18 protein-coding genes are annotated in these 21,120 nt (G+C 49.8%); 4 read left to right on the top strand and 14 right to left on the bottom strand.

The features are described 5' to 3' along the window. Positions 1-8: 8 nt before the first annotated feature. Entirely contained in the window at positions 9-2,609 is a 2,601-nt protein-coding gene (locus B7988_RS01675; protein ID WP_088656600.1) for a DEAD/DEAH box helicase, read from the top strand. A 3-nt stretch (positions 2,610-2,612) separates the two neighbouring features. Here B7988_RS01675 and B7988_RS01670 read toward each other — a convergent pair whose 3' ends face one another. Together B7988_RS01670 and B7988_RS01665 are read right to left on the bottom strand one after the other, a co-directional pair. Further along, a complete protein-coding gene (locus B7988_RS01670; protein WP_088656599.1) occupies positions 2,613-3,287 on the bottom strand; it encodes a prepilin-type N-terminal cleavage/methylation domain-containing protein in 675 nt (224 codons plus the stop codon). A gap of 227 nt (positions 3,288-3,514) precedes the next feature. After that, entirely contained in the window at positions 3,515-4,459 is a 945-nt protein-coding gene (locus B7988_RS01665) for a hypothetical protein (protein WP_088656598.1), read from the bottom strand. Positions 4,460-4,763: 304 nt separating this feature from the next. On the opposite strand from B7988_RS01665, the gene B7988_RS01660 reads away from it, so the two are divergent. Both B7988_RS01660 and B7988_RS01655 read left to right on the top strand, forming a co-directional pair. Next, entirely contained in the window at positions 4,764-6,059 is a 1,296-nt protein-coding gene (locus B7988_RS01660) for an aminotransferase class I/II-fold pyridoxal phosphate-dependent enzyme (protein ID WP_088656597.1), read from the top strand. 123 nt (positions 6,060-6,182) lie between these two features. Continuing rightward, positions 6,183-7,472 (top strand): citrate synthase, encoded by a 1,290-nt coding sequence (locus tag B7988_RS01655; protein ID WP_088656596.1) that lies wholly within the window; start codon positions 6,183-6,185, stop codon positions 7,470-7,472. A gap of 72 nt (positions 7,473-7,544) precedes the next feature. On the opposite strand, the gene B7988_RS01650 is transcribed toward B7988_RS01655, so the two are convergent. The 5 genes from B7988_RS01650 to B7988_RS01630 all read right to left on the bottom strand — a co-directional run bounded on the left by B7988_RS01650 (position 7,545) and on the right by B7988_RS01630 (position 13,393). Next, positions 7,545-9,941, bottom strand: coding sequence for an HD domain-containing phosphohydrolase (locus B7988_RS01650; protein ID WP_088656595.1), 2,397 nt, complete (start codon positions 9,939-9,941; stop codon positions 7,545-7,547). 203 nt (positions 9,942-10,144) lie between these two features. Continuing rightward, positions 10,145-10,453, bottom strand: coding sequence for a hypothetical protein (locus B7988_RS01645; RefSeq protein ID WP_073323308.1), 309 nt, complete (start codon positions 10,451-10,453; stop codon positions 10,145-10,147). A 28-nt stretch (positions 10,454-10,481) separates the two neighbouring features. Next, positions 10,482-11,594: a radical SAM protein gene (locus tag B7988_RS01640; protein WP_088656594.1), complete on the bottom strand. Its 1,113-nt coding sequence runs from the start codon at positions 11,592-11,594 to the stop codon at positions 10,482-10,484. Positions 11,595-11,836: 242 nt separating this feature from the next. Beyond that, positions 11,837-12,037, bottom strand: coding sequence for a type II toxin-antitoxin system RelB/DinJ family antitoxin (locus B7988_RS01635; RefSeq protein ID WP_088656593.1), 201 nt, complete (start codon positions 12,035-12,037; stop codon positions 11,837-11,839). A 240-nt stretch (positions 12,038-12,277) separates the two neighbouring features. Then, complete coding sequence (locus tag B7988_RS01630; RefSeq protein ID WP_088656592.1) at positions 12,278-13,393, bottom strand: tRNA-dihydrouridine synthase; 1,116 nt, start codon at positions 13,391-13,393, stop codon at positions 12,278-12,280. 105 nt (positions 13,394-13,498) lie between these two features. Here B7988_RS01630 and B7988_RS01625 point away from each other — a divergent pair, with 105 nt between their 5' ends. Continuing rightward, positions 13,499-13,882, top strand: coding sequence for an HU family DNA-binding protein (locus B7988_RS01625; protein ID WP_073323316.1), 384 nt, complete (start codon positions 13,499-13,501; stop codon positions 13,880-13,882). A 68-nt stretch (positions 13,883-13,950) separates the two neighbouring features. Here the strand turns inward: B7988_RS01625 and B7988_RS01620 are convergent, their stop codons facing one another. The 7 genes from B7988_RS01620 to B7988_RS01590 all read right to left on the bottom strand — a co-directional run bounded on the left by B7988_RS01620 (position 13,951) and on the right by B7988_RS01590 (position 20,872). Continuing rightward, positions 13,951-14,655, bottom strand: a complete 705-nt coding sequence (locus B7988_RS01620; protein ID WP_088656591.1) for a pseudouridine synthase — start codon at positions 14,653-14,655, stop codon at positions 13,951-13,953. Next, positions 14,655-15,617: a hypothetical protein gene (locus B7988_RS01615; protein WP_088656590.1), complete on the bottom strand. Its 963-nt coding sequence runs from the start codon at positions 15,615-15,617 to the stop codon at positions 14,655-14,657. The genes B7988_RS01620 and B7988_RS01615 overlap by 1 nt, the downstream gene beginning before the upstream one ends. A 5-nt stretch (positions 15,618-15,622) precedes the next feature. Further along, positions 15,623-16,201, bottom strand: a complete 579-nt coding sequence (locus tag B7988_RS01610) for an ABC transporter substrate-binding protein (RefSeq protein ID WP_073323320.1) — start codon at positions 16,199-16,201, stop codon at positions 15,623-15,625. Positions 16,202-16,218: 17 nt separating this feature from the next. After that, a complete protein-coding gene (locus B7988_RS01605) occupies positions 16,219-17,580 on the bottom strand; it encodes a TolC family protein (protein ID WP_073323322.1) in 1,362 nt (453 codons plus the stop codon). Positions 17,581-17,646: 66 nt separating this feature from the next. Further along, positions 17,647-18,330, bottom strand: a complete 684-nt coding sequence (locus B7988_RS01600) for a transglycosylase SLT domain-containing protein (RefSeq protein ID WP_073323324.1) — start codon at positions 18,328-18,330, stop codon at positions 17,647-17,649. Beyond that, entirely contained in the window at positions 18,320-19,009 is a 690-nt protein-coding gene (locus B7988_RS01595) for a hypothetical protein (RefSeq protein WP_073323326.1), read from the bottom strand. Before B7988_RS01595 ends, B7988_RS01600 begins: the two co-directional genes overlap by 11 nt. A gap of 3 nt (positions 19,010-19,012) precedes the next feature. Further along, positions 19,013-20,872: an alpha-amylase/4-alpha-glucanotransferase domain-containing protein gene (locus B7988_RS01590; protein WP_088656589.1), complete on the bottom strand. Its 1,860-nt coding sequence runs from the start codon at positions 20,870-20,872 to the stop codon at positions 19,013-19,015. Positions 20,873-21,120 lie beyond the last annotated feature (248 nt).

Here is a 21,120-nt window from a genome sequence, read left to right as displayed (position 1 = left end):
TTGGCTTTATGAGTGAAAACGCCCGCAAAACATTGAAAGAATTCTTGCCCCAAGCCCCATTTAACGCCGGCGAAGGCGCCGAGACCCTGTTGGATGCGTTCATGGCATGGGCGGAATCCCGCGGCACAACGCTCTACCCCGCTCAAGAAGAAGCGATTCTTGAACTTTTGGACGGCAAAAACGTCATTCTCAACACGCCCACGGGCTCCGGGAAATCAATGGTGGCCCTGGCCCTCCATTTTGACAGTTTGGCACATGGGCGCCGCAGCGTTTACACCTGCCCCATCAAGGCTCTGGTGAACGAAAAGTGGATGGCACTCTGCAAGGAATTCGGCGCCGAGAATGTGGGACTTTCGACAGGAGATGCGACCGTCAACCATGACGCTCCTATCCTTTGTTGTACCGCCGAAATCTTGAGTAACATGGCGCTAAGTGAAGGCGAGCAGCTTACGATTACCGATGTGGTGATGGACGAATTCCATTACTATTCCGACAAGGAACGCGGAGTCGCCTGGCAGGTACCGCTATTGACTCTACCGCAAGCAAGATTTTTGCTCATGAGCGCAACCGTCGGCGCCACCGAATTTTTCGAACGCGACATGACGAAGCATACGGGCCGCGAGTCGGTGACGGTACATTCGTCACAGCGCCCGGTCCCGCTCGATTTCAGCTATTCCGAAACCGAGATTTCGAACACGGTGCAAAAGCTTGTGTCTAGCGGCAAGGCTCCCATTTATGTAGTGCATTTTACGCAGGCAGCCGCGGCGACCAACGCCCAGAATTTCATGAGTCTGGACTTGTGTACTAAAGAAGAAAAACAGGCGATTAACGAAGCCATCAAGGAAGTCCGATTCAGCAGCCCCTACGGCCCCGAAGTCAAGCGCTGGCTCAAGCAGGGTATTGGTTTGCACCATGCGGGACTTTTGCCCAAGTACCGCATCCTCTGCGAAAAGTTGGCTCAAAAGGGCCTGCTCAAAGTCATTTGCGGAACGGATACACTGGGCGTGGGCGTAAACGTGCCCATTCGAACGGTGCTCTTCACGCAGCTTTGCAAGTACAGCGGCGACAAGACGGCGATCCTGACCGCCCGCGACTTCCACCAGATTGCAGGCCGCGCGGGGCGCAAGGGATTCGACGATATTGGCTACGTAGTGGCGCAGGCTCCCGAGCATGTCATCGAGAACCTGAAACTGGAAGCCAAAACCAAGCAGACCGGCAAAAAATTCCAGAAAAAGAAACCGCCCGAACACGGCTACGTTCCTTTTGACGAAAGCACCTACAAGCGCCTCATTGCCGCCTCGCCAGAGCCGCTCACATCGAGTTTTCAGGTAAGCCATGGAATGCTCCTGAACATTCTGAGCCGCCCTACGGACGGCTGCACCGCCATGCGCAACCTGCTCAAGGATTGCCACGAAAGTATCGCAAGCAAAAAGAAATTGCAACACCGCGCTTTTCAGCTTTTCAAGAGCCTCGTCAAGAAGAATATCATTGAATTTGTGACACCGATTGCGCCCGGCTACAGCAAGCTCCGCGTCAACATGGACTTGCAAGACGACTTTTCCATGAACCAGCCGCTTTCGCTGTACCTGGTCGATACGCTTCCGAAACTGGACCGCGAAAGCCCCGAATACGCCCTTGATGTCATTACTTTGTGCGAAAGCATTGTGGAAAACCCGGATGCAATCCTCCGCATTCAGCAGAACAAGGCGCGTAACGCTCGCCTCGACGAGCTCAAGGCGCAGGGTATGGAATTCAACCAGCGTATGGAAGAAATTGAGAAGGTGGAATACCCCAAGCCGCTTCGCGATTTCATTTACGACACCTTCAACGCCTTTGCCGAAGAACACCCTTGGGTCGACGTGAATATCGAACCCAAGAGCATCGTGCGCGAAATGTTCGAAAACTTCAGCACTTTTAGCGGGTACGTCAAGCAGTACGGCCTGCAGCGCATGGAAGCAATTCTACTCCGACATATCAACGGCGTTTACAAGGTGCTCACCCAAACCGTTCCCGACGGCTACAAGAACGAAGAACTCCTCGACATGCAAGACTACCTCGGCGACATGATTCGTCGCACCGACTCGAGCCTGCTCGAAGAATGGGAAAAGATGGCGCACCCCGAAGACTACCAGAAGCGCATGGAAGCCGCAGGCGCCACGGAACTCGAGACCGCCTTCGGGGCCGATAAGGTGGCCGCCGACATCACCTACGACAAGAAGCATTTTATTGTCATGGTGCGCCAGCGCATTTTCCAGCTGATGTCGGCGCTACAGAAACAGGCCTACGGCGATGTGCTCGACATGCTCGCCGATGACCTCGCCGAAGGGCAGATGCTCGTGGACGGCGACGGAAAGCCTTGGACCGAAAACGGCCTCATGGAAATCATGGCCGCCTATACCGCAGAACACCACAAGTTCCGTCTCGATGTCGAAGGCCGCTCGTTGCACCATACGATTATCACCTACGAAGGTGATATCATGCACGTGCAGCAGATGCTGCAAGACGAAGAAGACTTTAACGACTGGAGCATCGATTTCGATGTGAATCTTGCCGAATGCCGCGACGCGGGCATGCCGCTCCTTAAAATGATTCGCATCGGTGAAGCGTAAAAATCATTTGCAGGCGCCATCACCGTAAGTAGAAAAACATGTTCCCATTCGCCCCCTCAGGGCATCATTCCAATCACCGCCGATATAGACATCTACAGAATGGGAATTTGGATTACCATTCGTCCAGCGAACCTTTAATTGAGGGTTTGTGTCGCCAGCTGACCAGGTCAGAGTCTTACTAGTGAATAGAGATAGACCGTAAGCCCAGCCATTCCCATCCTTAGACCCCCCAACCCCTTGCGCCACGGCTCCAAAGCCAGCTTCTTTTAACATATCGGCCCAAAATCCAGATTTTAGCTCATTCTTTTGAAGCCGCGCAGTATTAAATCTTACAGGATTATCTTTCCGTAGATTCATTCTAAACAAACCTAGTCCAGATTTGTCTTTTAACCAGTTCTCAGCAGTTTTCCATCCATAATATTGCTCTCCTCCAGAAACAGAGGCTGTGTCAACAGCCTTGCTCCCTGTTCCCTCTAGTTCGTAAAGTCCACGTTCCACAGAATGCTTGAGATAAAACAATTTCATCAGGTCCATCTTTTCTTTAGTTCTTTCGATGTAACCGGTCAATTGTGGCAATGCAACTCCTGACAAGAGGTTGATTATCACGATAACTACCATCAACTCGATGACGGTGAAACCGCGTTTACTCCTCCCCTTTTTTCTGTTTTCAATATCCATAACACCTTCTTTTTTTTTTAAATATAAATAAATCTTTACAATACGGCGATTTTTGTAGTTATTTTGTAACTAGATTGCGCCAGGATTTTCCGTAGGTTGTGGTTTTTCTCTATTCCAAATTGGAATAGAAAAGTCAACAGCTCGGTAGCCAATTTACTTGATTTTAATCCCACAAAGAACGCACCCCCGAAGGGGTGCGCTAATCATTCCAAGGAGCTTTAGGATGATTATTTTTCAGTTCCTGGTTTCAGCGTATACACGAATTCCATATGATTCCCGAAAACCATGTACTTGGCATCGGCATAAACGCCTTCATTTTCGAGTTTGAAGGCTGCCGTCGTATAGCAACCACAGCCTTCGCCCGGGGGCAATTTCACCGATTCATCTTTGCTTATCTTAGGTTTCACAAAGAGCGTGTCATTCGAAACAAAAACATTCACGCTAGAAACATATTCATCGCAACTGAACGAAGTCTCCATGACAAGGACTGCGTCACCTTCGTCTTCGTACTTTAGGGCAAGAGGAATTGATCCGTTTTCTGTCGTCTCCGAATAATCATTCCATCCGGCAACATCGATATATTTATAGCTCAAAAGAGATTCATCGTCAACAGAGCCGCTCCTGCACTTACCAATCACATCAGTCGTGTGCTGGTGCGGTTCAGACTCGTCAAATTCCGGCGCATCGGGAATCGTGGGTTCTTCGATTTCGGGCCTTACAGGCGCCGGTTCTGAAGTCACTGCAAAAACGTCGCCGGAATACTTGAAATACTTGGCATCGGCATCGCTTGACTTAATGCTGAACAGGTGATCCTTGATGCACATGCAGTTTGTCACGGCGGCTTCTTCCAGATTGAACCAAATTTCCAACGTATCGCCCAATCGCTTAGACTTGAAATCGGCCATAATGTCGCAGTAATCATTCAATTCAGGAACCAAGATTTGATTGTTTCCCGTTGAATCTTCAACTAGGTACGCTTTATCCAATTCATCGGAGCCCGCTTTTTTGTATAAAACGCCCAAGCCGTTATCAAGGCATTTGCTAGCCATCTGCAGGTCAACACGATTGGATCCTGTCAAAGCATGATTACCGTTAGAATTCGACGAAGAATCATCGCTACACGCCAAGAGCGCAAGCGAAATTGCGGACACCCCAATAAGGATCTTTTTCATGTAAACCTCCAACACAATTTAATATAAATTAACACAGCCCTAAAAACAAGCCTTTCTGCCCATTTTTTCATTTTTTGCAAAAAACGATGATACGAATCACTAAAAATGGGGCGTTACGGGGGTGGAACCCCCGTTGGAAAGGGTAGCCCAAGCGCGGCTTGGGCGAGGGGAAGGCTTTCCCCCATTGAACCTTACTTTTTTGTAACATAGATGCATTTTTCACCCCATTTTCTGTTTACTGCCTACTGTCTACTGCCTACTTTTTTTATCTTTGCACCCGCAAAAATTTAAAAGGACACAAACCATGAACTACAATCCTTTAGCACAGGCTCTCAACGCCGAACTTTCTGCCAACGGCTGCAAAGTTCTCGACATGCTCTCTGAACAGGGCAAGGCGATTTTCTTCCCCCGCAAGGGAATCCTCGGCCAAGGCGCCGAAGCCAAGGGCTCCGAGATCAACGCTACGATTGGCACCGCCCTCGAAGACGACGGCTCTCCGCTCGTGCTGGATTGCGTCCTCAAGTTCCTGAATCTGCCCAAGCAGTCCTTCCTGTACGCCCCGAGCTTCGGTAACCCGGACCTCCGCAAGGAATGGAAGAAGCAGGTCATCATCAAGAACCCGACGCTTGCAAACAAGAACTTCAGCACGCCGGTCGTGACCTGCGCCCTCACCCACGCCATCAGCTGCGCCGGTTACCTGTTCCTCGATGCCGGTGACGAAGTGATTATCCCGGACCTGTACTGGGACAACTACGAGCTCGTGTTCGAAAACGCCCGCGGCGCAAAGATCAAGACCTTCAACACCTTCAAGAACGGCGGTTTCGATACCGAAGCCTTGAAGGCCGCTTTGGAAAACAGCAAGGGCGACAAGAAGGTCGTGCTCCTGAACTTCCCGAACAACCCGACCGGCTACACCGCTACCGAAACGGAAGCGGTTGAAATCGCCAAGATCCTCACCGAATGCGCCGCCAAGGGCAACAAGGTGGTGGCTCTCCTCGACGACGCTTACTTCGGACTGGTGTACGAAGAAGGCGTGACCAAGGAATCCCTGTTCGTGAAGCTCGTGGACGCTCACGAAAACCTCCTCGCCGTGAAGCTCGACGGTCCGACCAAGGAAGACTACGTATGGGGCTTCCGCGTGGGCTTCATGAGCTTTGGCTTCAAGGGTGCAACCGAAGCCCAGCTCAAGGCCATGGAAGACAAGGCCGCCGGTACCGTCCGTGGCAACATTTCCAATGCCCCGAGCATCAGCCAGAAGATCCTGCTCGCCGCTTACCAGAGCCCGGAATACGCCCAGCAGAAGGCTGAAAAGTACGCTACCTTGAAGAAGCGCTACGACATCATCAAGGAAGTCTTGGCCGCCCATCCGGAATACAAGGAAGCCTTTGACCCGATGCCGTGCAACAGCGGTTACTTTATGTGCATCAAGCCGAAGGGCGTCGACGCAGAACAGCTCCGCGAAAAACTCATCAAGGACTACAGCACCGGTACGATTATGCTTTCTGGCTTGATCCGCCTCGCATTCTCTGCCGTTCCGACCGAAAAGCTTCCCAAGCTCTTCGACAATATCTATAATTGCATCATGGGAATGAAATCGTAGATTTCATTCTAAATTCAGAATTATGATTTCGGATTTCGGAGTTGTTAATAAGGCGGCTACGCCGCGACTATTTAAGTTCTGAACTCTGAATTCCGAACTCTTAATTAATCACCTGGAGGATACATGTCCGACAACGCCATTTTAAGTTACAACGGAAAGAGCATCGAGCTCCCTGTTGTTGAAGGTGCTGAAAACGAACACGGTCTCGACATCTGCAAACTCCGCAAGGAAACCGGCCTGGTGACCTTGGATTACGGCTACCTGAACACCGGTAGCACCCGAAGCGCCATCACTTACGTGGACGGCGAACACGGAATCCTGCGTTACCGCGGCTACAGTATCGAAGACCTGGCCGAAAAGGCAACCTTCCCCGAAACCGCTTGGCTTCTGATTTACGGAGAACTGCCGACTCAGCAGCAGCTGGCGCGTTTCCGCACGTTGTTGACCGAGAATTCACTCCTCCACGAAAACCTTCTGCACTTCTTTAGGCAGATGCCGCCGAGTGCCCACCCGATGGGTATTCTGAGCTCCATCGTGAACGCCGTGGGCCTGTTTACGCCGCGTTTCTACGACGACGAAAACATCGCCGACGTGTTCGACCTCACGACCGCAAGCCTGATTTCGAAGATCCGCACGATTGCCGCCTTCTCTTACAAGGCAAGCATCGGTGAACCGTTCGTGTACCCCGAAGCGGAACGCAGCTACTGCAGCAACTTCCTGAACATGATGTTCAGCAGCAAGGCTCGTTCCTACCACCCCGATCCGATTATGGAAAAGGCGCTGAACACGCTTCTGATTGTACACGCCGACCACGAGCAGAACTGCTCTACGTCTACGGTGCGTATGGTGGGGAGCTCTCATGCTAACTTGTACGCAAGTATTTGCGCAGGCATTTGCGCCCTGTGGGGTCCGCTCCATGGCGGTGCAAACCAGGCCGTGCTCGAAACGCTCCTCCGCATCCAGCAGAGTGGCATGACAATCGAACAGGTGATGGACAAGGCTAAGGACAAGAACGACCCGTTCCGTCTTTCCGGTTTTGGTCACCGCGTCTACAAGAGCTACGACCCGCGCGCCAAGGTACTCAAGAAGCTTATGTACCAGGTGTTCGAACGCGAACATTTCCACGACCCGCTGCTGGACATTGCGCTCAAGCTCGAAGAAGCCGCCCTCAAGGATGACTACTTCGTTGAACGCAAGCTCTACCCGAACGTGGATTTCTACTCGGGCATTCTCTACCGCGCCATGGGTATCCCGACGAACATGCTTACCGTGATGTTCGCTATCGGCCGCTTGCCCGGCTGGATTGCCCACTGGAAGGAAATGCACGACGATCCGAATTCCAAGATCAACCGTCCGCGCCAGATTTACACGGGCCACACGGCTCGCGCCTGGGTCGACCGCGACAAAAGGTAAAAGACCGCTCGCGCCCAAATAAAGCAATTAAAAAGCCGCCGGAACTTCCGGCGGCTTTTTTTGCAAGGTCTATCAATTGGTGCGATTAATGACTTTCGGGCGACCGCTCTGCAGCTTCATCAGCAAATCAGCGACCTCGTTCCAATGATCCAGAACCACCTTGCCAATGGCAGGGTCGTACATCACGCCCAGGTTCTTTTCGATTTCATTGCGGCAGTAATCCAACGACAAAGCATCGCGGTAGACGCGCTTGCTCGTCATGGCGTCAATGGAGTCCGCAATTGCAATAATTCGGGCGCCGATAGGAATTTCTTCACCCTTCAGGCCTTCGGGATAACCGCGGCCATCAAAGCGTTCATGGTGGTGAAGCACAATCTGCACCAGTTCGTGGGTGTAGTTGGACTGCATCAGAATCTTGGCGCCAATCACCGGGTGCTGCTTAATGATCGAGAATTCATCATCCGTCAGCTTACCAGGCTTGCCAAGAACACTGTCGCTAATACCCATCTTGCCGATATCGTGCAAATGTGCGGCATGGGTAATCAACGAGACAGAAGCTTCCGAAAGGCCAAGTAACCTTGCAATCTGTTCAGAGAACGCCTTCACGCGGTCCGAATGATGCGCCGTATAGGAATCCTTCGCTTCTTCCACCGTAATAAGGCAAGAAATCAAGTCCTTGAGATTCTGGTTCTCGTTATTTTCTACCGGTTTGTGGTAACGCACCTTGTCGCGGTACATATTCAAGTCGGCTTCCATCTTCCAGTCACTAATGGACTTGCGAACGCCAGAATCGCTACGCAGGCGGCTTTCGCCCACTGCAATGGACAAGTGGTACAAAGCGTCCTTGTTGTATTCTTCGATGCATTTCTGCAGGTTGCTATACAGCACGAACAAGGAATCCAGCGGAGCGCGCGTCACCACGGCAAATTCGTCACCGCCAATTCTGAAGCAGTTTCCGGTTGCACCGTAAGCACTCTTGATAGCGTTACCCGCAGCCACAATCAAGGCGTCACCCGCCTGATGACCAAAGGTGTCGTTTGCGTACTTCAAACCGTTCACGTCCATCAACACCATGGTCCAGGTACCTGCCTCGGAATCCTCCTGGCCAATCGTCTTAAGAAGTTCGTCAAAGGCAAGTCTGTTTTCAAGCCCCGTCAAGGCATCGGTCGTCGCGACATCTTGCAAGTGTTCGTTCATCACGCGTAGCTTGCTGTTAATCTGTTCCAGTTCAAAAGAAGTTTCGCGAATGAAGGTCGCCATACGGGCCGCAAGCGGCAAACGCGTAGACATTCCATCTTGGATATCTTCCACAGGAGCATGTTCATGCTTTACCGCAGGACCTTCACGCATCGAGGCAAATACGAGCGTAATGTTGTGCTGGTTCAAGTGGCCCTTTTCACGTAGGAACTCGCCATGCGAGAAAAATCCGGTGCTAGAAGCCAAGCCCTTGAACGGAGAAATTTCGTAAGTCGGTTCATGCTGGGACCAGAACGCCTTTCGGGCCGCGCAAGAGAAGATATGCTGCACTTCGGGAGCAAACTTTTCGCACGCTTCACTTTCAGCCTTAATCTTTTCCACAATCAATTGCGGTTCACCATACGACAACCGGACAATGGACCCCTCGTCAATATCCGAAGACATCGAGAGCGAACCATCCGGATTACTCGCGCCAGCCGCACGCACAATCGAAACGCCATTATGCTCGTAAAGCATAGGGAATTCAAGCGCGTTGTAGAAGAAATTGCTGTCGTTTTTGATGTTCAGGTACTTGTTATAAATTTCGTAGGCCGGAACGCCGCCCAGTTCATAAAGGATATTGCCCTCCGAACGGGTCACGTGGAAGTTACGTCCAATGGGTTTCCAGCCGCTAATCTTGCGAGATTCAATATAAAGATCGTCACCGCCGTAGAACACGACCAAAAGACCGGACTTCGTATAGCCACCCACCGACGAGAACACGCAGGAATTCGGGCTCGTAATATCGGGAGAACAAACAATACCGCCAAAAACCTGAATGTTCGGAGCAAGGCTGTCAAGCCCTTCGCAAAGAGCCGTCGTCGAGAAGGGCGAAATGCAGTGATAAATTTCTACAGCCTTGACCCAAGGATCCTTGTCGGCTTCAGCCACGATCTGGCCTGCAATGCCACCGACAGACTCCCTGGAAAAGTCGTACTGCACAATCTTGAACTTGCTGGAGGGTTTTTCGAAAATGATTGCGGACACAGAAATGTCGACCGTCTGTTCACAGTCCACAATATTTCCGCTAGTCGAGTTACCGAACCACGGCGTCTCGGGGAACACGCGTTCCAGAATATCCCAAACGGGCTTCAGTTTTTCGGGATCCAATATGGTTGAATGGATTTGGAAGCTCATCGTGGGGGAACCATGTTCCTTGTACCACTTGCTAAACAGGAAGAGTTCGTTTTCAAACCCGACTGCATCCTTATACGCAAATATTTTGTTCCTCATATTTCCCTTCTTAAGAACAATAGATGACTTTAATATATATAAGAAAAAAGGGAATTTTACAAACAGGCCCCCTAAAACACCCCTAAAAAGCGACCTTAAAGTAGTCCAAATTGGAATAATTTGGAGGTAAAAAAAGGAAAAACGAAAAAAATCCTTGTTTGCAATGCAGACAAGGATTTCGCTTTATTCACAATAAGGAAAAATTACTTTTTCTTCGCCGTAAGAGTCTTTGTAGCCTTCAGATTTGCCTTTGCAGCGAGCTTCGTATCGGCAGTCTGAGCAAGGGTTACGGCCTTTTCAATTTGCTTGAAGTCGGCAGCCCTAAACAACTCGCGATCCATTCTATAGCCCACAAGGGAGCCGCCACGTTTTACAGGTTTGAGGTGTTCAAAGGCCCATCTTTCAACGATAATCCCTTTCGTTCCGTCAAAAGAGAGGACCTTGCTGCCTTTCGCCGTAGCTTTTGCAACAGTCTTTGCGGCAACCGCTTTTGTTTCAATTTTTGTAGCCATTGTATTTTCCTTTTTTAGGGTTAGAGAGTTAAAAGAAATATCCCTGAGAACGACGTTTTTCAAGAACCTCGTCACAAATCGCCGTCAAGATTCGTTCATGAGTGCACACTTCAGGAGACACACCATAAATCGATCCTGTTGTATAAAAAGACGTACATCCACATTCATGCGCGGAACAGCGATATTTAATCGCACAGTTCTTGCATTCAGGTTTATCATTTTCTAGAAAATGGCACAAGTCTTTGGCGACGGGGCCAGAAAACATTTCAAGTCCATTTTCCAAGACATTGCCCAAAACATACTTCGCATCAGGTGCGCTTGTTACAAACCGACTACAAGGAAACACATTTCCATTCGCAGCGACACCAAATCCACCTTTGGAAATGGAACAGGACTGTTCCTTTTGTCTAGTATTCAGGACATCATATGTAATTTTATCCTGAATCGTTCCTAAATAAAAATCTTTTCCGGCATTTCTGAAATCAAACCAGAACATGGCCATTTTTTGATATTCCAAAGCTAGAGCATCTAAATCTTCGCCAGTCCATTTGCCATCATAATCCACCGCGGTCGACATTCCCCTAAAGCCTTGTTCAAACACCCACTTAACGGAGTCAGCCAATCCCTGCACATGTTTGCGAGTCACCACCGACAAAACGGTTGCATCCATATCGACCAATCTTGGAATATACGGAGCGATATCTTTAAAACAGCCTTTTCCATTAATTTTGACTCTAGAGATGTCATGTTTTTTTTCCGGTCCATCTAACGACAAATATATTTGAAATTTTTCTTTTTGAAAAAAGTCCAAAAGGTCATTGGAAAAAAGCGTGCCATTCGTATTCACCGCAAAGTGCATTTCAAAATTTTTGGGCAACTTTGCACGTTCAGATTCAACCATCATTTTTGCAAATTCAACACCTTTGCAAATGGCATCAACACGTAAAAGAGGTTCACCACCAAAAAAGGTGATATTAAAAAATTCATGTTTTAACTTAATGGTTCTCTCTAAAGCTAATTTTATCGATTTTTCAAGAATTTCATCGCTCATTTCAAGTTCGCGATTCACTTGGCTTGATTTATAATAGCAATAGTTACAACGTAAATTACACTTTTCCGTCAAGCTTAGCAATAAATTCATATTTCACCCTCATCATCAGCATTTAACAAATTAAATAAATTCAAACAAAATAATTACTTTTTCAACACACAAAGTAAACATTTTACAATGAAAGTATAATTTGTATGATAACAAGCAGACACTTTAAAATTCTTGTAATACAAACACTATCTATTTACACTACTCAAAACATTGCAATGTTTACATAAAAAAACCGTCCCCATCGAGGACGGTTTTTCACAACGAATTAAGCAAGAATTTTTTTAGTCTACGCCCTTCGCCTGAACCACCTTTCCCAGCGGTTCAAACGAATGACCCTTGACATCAAAGGGCAGGCGATCTTCGCGAATCGTCATTTTCACGAACATGTTTACTGCTGCCGAAACCGTAATTCCAACGGAATCACAGAATGATTCGAACTTTTTCTTTGTTTCATCTTCCATTCGTACGCTTACTATTGCCATAATTCCTACCCTTAAAAAAGCTCTTTAACTATAGCTTATTTTCAGCCTGTTGTCAAATTTACAATTTATTTACAATTAGTGTTTTTCGCATAAAATAACGCCAATTTCGCAAATATTTTATAAACAAGCAAACCAAAGTCATACATTTGCAATACAAGAAACTTTGATTTTAAGACAAACTCAAAAATTTAAAACAAATACAAAATTGAATTTATCTAAAAAATTTCAGATAAAAATTATTTACCTTCCGGCAAACTGGTCGCCAAACTTCAATTCGGTTTCTTTGGCTCCATTCAGATTTATCAAGCGATTCGGATCAAAGCACATTGATTTCACACCACCATTTCTCAACACCTCAAGGCGCTCAAAAAATTCTTGCGGAGTCTGCGCAGTAAGCAGGGTCTGTCGCACATGCATACCGACTTCGTCACCACATCCTTCTTGGCAAAAGCCCTTGCAGAGCCTTGCGCCCAACTGTTTCAGGCGGCCTAGCGCCCCCATTTCAGTAGAGCCGTCTTCAAGTTTGAACTTGTAGTAAAGCGGGAACACGTCGAGAGCTTCCATCGCAGTAATTTCATGTGCGGGCTTACCTTCCCAGGCATCGGCAATCTGTCCGAAAATCCACGGGTTGTGCATGGCGCCGCGGCCAATGGACACGCCCGACACACCATAGGTTTCAATGCGCTCGCGGGCTACTGCCACACTGTTCACGTCGCCGTTGCCAATCACGGGAATCTTGGCCGCGGCCGCGACCTTGCCAATCCATTCCCAGTTGGCAAGGCCGTTATACCCCTGCAAGCGGGTACGGCCATGCACCGTGAGCATTTCAACGCCTTCGCCCTCGGCAATCGCAAGCGTTTCCATCACGTTAATGCTTTCGTTGTCCCAGCCGATTCGGCACTTGAGCGTCAGCGGGATATCAACACTCGAAGAATCCAGCGCGGACTTAACATCGTGCAAGATTTCTTGCAAGCGCGGCAGGTCGCGCAAAAGTCCAGACCCGCTTCCCTTCCCCGCCACCTTCGGTGCCGGGCAGCCCGCATTCACCTCGATAAACTCCGGATGAAGGTTTTCGGCTATCTTTTTAGCGGCAGCGGCCATCTTGTCAGGGAACCGCCCAAAAATTTGAACACCAAAGGGGCGTTCTTCAGGGAAGAACTTCAGTTGCTTGTGGCCATCCAGGCAAAAAACGGCATCTCCATCCGTCGGGACGAATTCCGACACCAAAAGGCCCATGCGATTTCCCGAAAGAACCCGGCAAAGTCTACGGAAGGGAGCATCCGTCACCCCGTCCATGGGGCTGAGGATTGTGTTCGGAAACACGTCCAAATTTCTAAGCCTGAAACTTTTCAACATTTTAACCACAATTATCCACAAATAGTCCGCAACTAGAGCCCGAAAAAATTATTTAATTTGAATATAACCCGTACGCTAACTCATTGATAAACCTATATTTAAGCCGTGGCAAATATAACTAAACAAGCACTGATTCAAGAAATCGCCAAGTCCACCGGATTTGTGCGCAACGATATTAAGACCGTTATCGAGCAGTTCCTCGACCTTTTGGGCGAAAAACTGATCGAAGGCAACACCATCGAGATCCGTGGTTTCGGCACTTTCAGCTGCAAGCCGCGTAAGGCTCGCCCGGCCCGCAACCCCCGCACCGGCGAAACAGTCCTTATCGAAGAACGCATGGTCCCTTCCTTCAAGTTCAGCAACGACATCAAGGACAAGATCAACAGTCTCGAAGCCCTGGTCGAAGGCGTGAACGCCAAGCTCGAAGCAGAGGACCGCGACGTCGTGATTTCTGCCCAGCCGCAAGTTCAGGCTGACGAAGAAGCCTAACCCATTTCGCCACAGAAAGTTTTAAAGCCCCGACATTGTTCGAGGCTTTTTAATTTTAAGCCGAGCCGCTAAGTCAGTGAGGCGACTTCTTCTGCCGTCAGGTAGCGCCACCCGCCCTTGCCAAGAGTCTGGTCCAGCACCACCGGGCCGATGGCTTCGCGCTTAAGCGTAAGCACATGATTGCCTACAGCGGCAAACATACGGCGGACCTGATGGTACAGTCCTTCACCAATCGAAATCAGCACAGAATCGCCATCAACCGAAAGTTCACGCGCAAGCACGGGGCGGCGTTCGTCTTTCAGCATCACGCCGAGCAACAGTTCCGCCTTCTGCTCTTCGGTAAACGGGCGCGCCAACGTCACGCGGTACTGCTTCAGGTAACCCTTCTTGGGGCTTTCGACCTTGTGGATAAAATCGCCCTGGTTCGAGAACAGCAACAGGCCCGAAGAGTCCGCATCCAGACGGCCCACCGTCTGGATTCCCATCGCGGTAAAACGGTCCGGCAAAAGTTCGAACACCGACTGGTGGTCGCGGGCGTTATGACTGCATTCCACGTCCAGCGGTTTGTCCATCATGATGTAGAGTTTTTCGATTGTCGGGACTTCTTCTCCGTTCACCGTAATCGATTCCGGACGTTCCTTGAATTCCACAAACGGATCGTCAAGAACCTCGCCATTCAGTTCCACCATGCCCATACGCACTAGTGCACGCGCGTCCTTGCGCGAGCCAAAGCCGATAGAAGCAAGCAGTCTATCCAAAGTCAAAGCAGGCATCAGTCATCCTCCGACATCATTTTCACAATCTTGCTGCGGATAAAGCCAAGTTCCGGGAGTTCGCCCGTCTTAAGAATCTTGGCGCGGCGACGCCAGAACGTAAACGCCACAATGCCGCCGTAGAAAAGAATTGCCAAAATCAAACCCAACACACGGCAAACATTTATCGATGCCCGCATATGACCTTCGGCATGCGGTTCATGGTCTCGCGTCCAGTCCATGCGGAAGTCCCAAGCGCCAATGTAAGGGAAACTCTTGAGGACTCCGTTCAACGCCGCGGCGTAGCCCATGTTCTCGTATTCCTGAAAGCGGATGCCTTCTACAAAGCAATCGGCAAAGCGCATTCTGAACAACTTAAACAAAGCGGACAACGCATGGCGTACAGCCCACCAGGCGCGAGTATCGAATTCAGGAGTCAGCAAAAGCGTCCAGAATTCTACATCCGTCAGCGAGCGCTTTTCTTCTTTCTCTTCTTCCGCCGATTCATTCACCGGTGCTTTTTCTTCCGCCGGATTTTTTTCTTGCAATTTTTTTTCTGAAGATTTCTCGTCCGACGGTTTTTTACCCGCCAATTCCGGTTCTTCTTTTTCTTCAACCGATTGCGGCTCTTCCTTTTTTTCGGCAGGCTTTACCGGCTCGGTTGTCTTTGCAGGCTCCGCCGTTTTTTCCGGTTCACGCGTACTTTCCGGTTCGGACTTTTGCTCTACCTTCGGTGACTCCTTCGATTCCACAGGTTTTTCCGGAGCCTTTGCGACTTCTTCATCTACAGAGGCGGAACAATCCTCTTCCTCGGACTGTTCCTTCTTGCCAAACTTCTTTTCGTAAGTATATACGTGCTTCTTGAAAAAGCGAACGCAAACCGTTACGCCTTTAAAATCTGCCGAAAAGTCAATCCAAAATATAAACGGAAAAAACAGGGCGACAAGCGCCAAAGCACAAAGTACACCCCAGAACCAAATCAAGGTGGTTACTTCTCCGATTCATCAGCCTTCTTGCTGATGATATCGATCAATTCCGCAAAGCTCTTGGTCTTGAGGATTTGCGAGAACTGGTCCTTGTAATTGCGGGCGGTAGAAAGATCGTCAATGACCAAATCCCAGGCCATCCACTTGCCGTCCACCAGGCTCATCTTGTATTCCAGAACCGATTCCTTGCCCTTGTTCCAAAGGTGAGCGACCACGCGGGCTTCGTTATCCTTCTTCATCTTGGCGGGTTCGTAAATCGTGGAGTCGGCACGGTAGAGTTCCAGGCGCTTGGCGCTGGAATTACGGACCATGCGCTGGAATTCGGCAACGAACTTTTCCTGCGAGGCGGCATCCTGGGCATCCCAATCCTTGCTGGACAAGGATTTCTTGGCGAGCAGGGCGAAATCGAAGGAATCGCTGAGCAAGCTCTTGACGCGTTCCGTTTCCTTCGCATTGCGGCTAGACTTCTTCAAGAGTGTCTGAAGTTCGGCATCCTTTTTCTTGATAGCGGCAACCGGATCTTCGGCAGCAAAGGCGACCAAAGAGGCACATGCGATGGCAATCAAAATCTTCTTGAACATTTTCTTCTCCTTTAAACTCACTGATTCATATAAATCGTGTGGAATTCCTTCAAAGACATCCCAATCTTTGCAATCAGCTGGGCGAACTCCACATTATACGAACATACCGCAAAATAGTAATCTTTTTGCATGGTAATATTTTGCGTATAAGCCGAAACCAAGTCACCCGTCTTTGATTTGTCCAAATCGTACTGCATGGCAGCGCCCTTCAAAATGCCTTCGGAAGCGCGCAGGCTTTCTTTCATGGCATCAAGTTTTTCCTTGGCGGCAACTACCTGGTAATACTGTTCTTCGGCCTTGGCCATTAAGCCTTCCGAAGCGTAAGATTCTTTCAGTTGAAGGCCGCGCATATCTGTACGTGCGGAACGATAGCCTTCCCAGTTTTTCCAGAAATTCAAGTTATAGCGAACACCCACACCCAAAACGCCATCGAGTTTATTCACGGCATCTTCGGCAAAAGCGTTTTTCTGCAAGATACTTCTGTTACCGGCCCAGCTCTTCACGTATTCAATTTCGCCCATCACGAAGAATTCGGGGGCAAGCTTCGCTTCGGCCAAGTCCATCTGAATACGGCGGGCGCGAATACCGGCCGAGAGTTGGCGCAATTCCGGATGGTATTTCAGTGTCATGCTGCGCACTTCGTCAAGCGAGGGCAATGGTTCTGTGCGCGGTGCCAAAATAGAATCTTCTGCCACAAAAGAATCGTTTTCATCCATTCTCAGCGAAAAACGAATGGCGAGCATCACACGCTTCATACCCAAATTGGCTTCGGTGACGCCTTCCTTGACCGTATGCATTTTGGCCTTCAGGTTCAAGAGGTCCATCTGCGACACGTTCGGGTCGTCATCGTCCAGCGCTTCTTCCAGCTTTTCGTAAGCGTCATCTACCTTGGACTGCGCATCGCCTGCAATGCGGATCATTTCTTTTGCCAGGAGGTAGTTGTAGTAGTACGTCTGTAGTTCCACATCCTTTTTGTGAATCTGGTTCTCGATATCAAAGCTTTTTTGCTGCAGGTCGGCTTCTAAAGCCATTTTACCGGCACGGTACTGGCCCAGATTCAAAGGCTGGATAAATTTCGCCTGGACACCCCAGAATGGACCCATTTTGGTAAAGTCATAAACTTCGACCGTATCGCCGTTCTGCAATTCGTTCTTTAAACCGGGGGCCGGCCCCACCATCATGCCCACATAAAAAGTCGGCAAAATGGCTTCGGATTTCAGTTTGCGGATCTGGTTTTTCTTCGCTTCGGTGCCATATTTGAGTTCTGCCACCTGCGGATCCGCCGCAAGACCCTCTTCCACGAACTGGTCAAGACTATACCGGATTTCACCGGCAAGCACACTTGTGACCAAGAAGAGGACTGCGATTACACGAAACATGAGTAAAATCTAGTAAATTTAACGACAATTTACTTACGACTTATCTGTCGGAACCGCCATCTTGTCTTAAAATTCGAGACTCATCAGGTTCCGGTATTTGGAAATCACGTGCTCGTAATATTTGGTCGGCAAAGGCTTGCCCGATTGAAGCATCCGGTCTACCGCGGAATGTCCTAAGTTGTATGCAATCAAGGCGTCTTTCCAGTTGCCGTACCTAGAAATGAGTCGAATCAAGTAAGCCGTTCCCACAGTCACGTTGATTTCGGGCCGGAGCAAGTCCTCTTCGGTTTCGATTTGAAGCCCAAAGGGTTCACCCATTTTCTTGGCGGTTTCAAGCTTGATTTGCATTAAACCCAAGGCTCCCGAAAACGCACCGGACTGTTTACGGCCGCGCGCATTGGGGTTACCACGGCTTTCTTGCGCGACCACCGCCAAAATAAGCAACGGGTCCGTGACATAAGACCTCGAAATCTGCCAAAGCTGTTCCGTCAGCATTTCGCGCTGGTCTTCACTCAGGCGGCCTTTTGAAAGATAATCCAGCGCACGGCTGATCTTGACATAGTCAATCGTCCACTTTCCCCAAGCGCTCAGCTGTTCGAGCTCTCCGCGCAAAATGGACTCTTTAACGGCAAGTTCCCGGATTTCAGCCTGGCGCGCATGCCAGTGAGACACAAAAAGCCCCAACGCCCCGAAGCAAAGCACCAGGGCAATCGCAAACGTGAGCTTGGATATGCGAACGTTACTTTTCACGCCTTGTATTCTCTAGGTATTCCAAATAGCTCACCCAATCCTGAATGAGCCCGAAGGAACTGAGCCTTGTCGTATCTTGCACCACACCTAGCTTGCGGAGCGGCCCAATCGAAGATTCTAGCTTGTCGATTTCTTTAATGTAACGTTCCTTCTGGTTCTGAAGAGCAATGATTTGCGCCTGTTTGTCAGAAATTTCATGGCCCTGCGACGAGATGATTATGAACAAGGTAATCATCCACCCAAGAATCAACGATATGAGCGCAACGGCGACACCCGAACTCACGGTAATGCCCGAGCGCAGCCCGTAATGCAGGCCGATTTGCTGCAGTTGCTTCTTGGTACCCGACTTCTTGTACGCCTTGCGGTTCTCGTAGACATCGAAGATGCTCAAATACTTCGAAAAATAATCGTGGAGTTCAGCCGATTCGAAAATCAGGATCAGCGCCGACTTTTGAGCTTTGACGCGGTTCAAGAGTTCCAGGAACACTTCCAGGTAGCGGTCGCTAGTGAAATGCGCATTCTGCAAGTTCAAGAAGTAGAAGCAGCCCGGGCCTTCGACGAGCATATCCAGCTTTTCCTTGACCGCCGACAGCTGCGGCAAGCCAAGCGAACCGGACAATGTAAGTTCCACATCGTTTCCGCGAGATTCCACCTGTATGTCAATCAAGTCTGACTTCATCGATTACCTCTTGGAAATTTTAACCGTCATGAGCACGGAGAATTCGGCCTCGCCCGCTAGATTCATTTTCCAGAACGGGAACACGCGAATACCTTGCAGGGCTTCCGGGGCGGCTTGCGCAGACGCTCCGAAAATCGGCGACACCAGAACAGAAGTTTTTTTCTCAAAGACAAGCTCGATTCTAGAAGTAGTCGTCTTGTCCGCAATTTCAAAAGAGCATGCATCCGGGAAAATGAGCGGGTCGCGGAAATTGAATTTGAGCGGGACGCCGTCAATCAAGATGTCCTTGTCCGTATGGCCGCAGGCGAGAAGCCCCGTGTCAAGCAATGTCCCGAAGAAGCCCTTGATCGTTTCGGGAGAATTGTTCAAGAGCTTGTACTCGACCGAGAACTGCGAACCCGTAGACGAAAGTTCGAAATTCTTTTCGGCATGGATCGCGAAAGTCTGGCCGCCATGCACCAAATGCTGATCGGACAACAAGGCGATATCGGTACCCGCATCATGGCGCTTGATTTGGTAATCGTACGCGGCCGTCAACATCCCTTCGCGGTCAGACAGGATCTGGTCTAGCTTTTCGGCCTTGAGTTCCACGTTGGGAATCATGAAATCCAAAAAACCGACAGCCGGATTTCCGTCGTCACGCCAAGCCCCCAGTACACTATTTTCGGCATCCTTGGCATTCAAGATATTCAGAATGCCGCCGTCGCGATAATTCAGCAAGAAGGAGTACGAATGGTTTTCGGCCCAAATGCTCTTGTAGCCTTCAAGCATAAAGTCGGCAATATCCAGGCGGATTCCATCGAACGAGACGAGATCGGTCAGGCGGTTTGCGGCCTGCAGCAAAAAACGCGTGCCCCACCAACGGACCATCGGCGTACGCATGCCTTCGCTATCCTGCATGTCGCGGTAATAGATAGGCGACATGGCTGGCAAAAGCATTTCGAAGAAATCATCGCGTTCACGGCCCTTAAGCAACGCCGCGGCACGGCGGAACTGGGCCAAAAGCATTTTGTGAAGCAGGTTGACTTCGGGTCTACGAATCAGAAGTTCACGACAGGTTTTCGCTGCCGCAGGCAAGCCGATCTTTCGGCCTGACGAAAGCAAGAAGCTCACACGGCCTTCGGCATTCTGTTCAGTGACAGCACTTGCAACCGTTTTCGTCGAAATCTCGTTCATTTCGACAAACTCGATCAAACGTTCAAAGAATGGGATAATATCGCCCGGCTGCGGAGGAATATTCAAGCCGACAACAGCAGCCTTTCCGCCACGACAATACGGTTCTGCAATCTGTTCCCACTGAAAATCATCGTTCGAAATGGCATCGGACAATTTCTGCGACACTGGGACCACTCGCATGAGCGAGCCCTTGTCTTCGACCGTATACCAGCCCGAAACGGGAGTCGTACGGCCAAGCGCATCCTGGAGCGAAGCCTCTTGCACTAGCGCATATTCAAAGCGGTGCTTTTCGAGGAGTTCGGTCATTTCCATTTCCCACACCATCGAGGAGTTGAAATAACCGGAAGGCTCGATGCCGAAATATTTCCACAGGAGCTTACCATGCTTCTTGAGTTGCATGGCCTGCAGTTCTGTCGGGAACAACGGGAGCATCGGGTCGTAAAAGCCACCTCCCAGAAGTTCAAGCGAACCGTCTTCGATTGCGCGGCGCAGTTTGCCTAACATAAGCGGGCGCGGAACCTTGGTGGCCACCTCAAGAGTCGGACCGTCCAGGAACAGCGAAAACTTCACCTTGCCCGAATCGAGCATCATGCAGACGCCCTTCAGCAAATTCTCTACAACAGATTCAAGCTTTGCATACGCCGTTGATGGCGGCAACTGCAACACAAACGATAACGTCGGTTTCATGTGGTAAAGGATAGAAAAAAGTAGGAAGTAGACAGTAGGCAGTAAATAAAAAAGGGGGAAGCATCCCCCTGCTTGCAGCCCCTGCTCGAGCCTGCTCCGAACGCAAACATGGGAAGTGGAGCCGGAGGCCGAGCGGTATATAAAAAAGAAGGGCCCCTCGAGCTGTTGCTCAAGGGGCCCGTGAATCCAGCGGCGACCTACTCTCCCGGGCCCGTGGGCCAGGTACCATCGGCGATGAGGGGCTTGAC

It is taken from the genome of Fibrobacter sp. UWB1 (assembly GCF_002210325.1).
Taxonomy (GTDB): domain Bacteria; phylum Fibrobacterota; class Fibrobacteria; order Fibrobacterales; family Fibrobacteraceae; genus Fibrobacter.
Note: the sequence above shows the minus strand (reverse complement) of the source record. Positions and strands in the feature narration are given on the sequence as shown.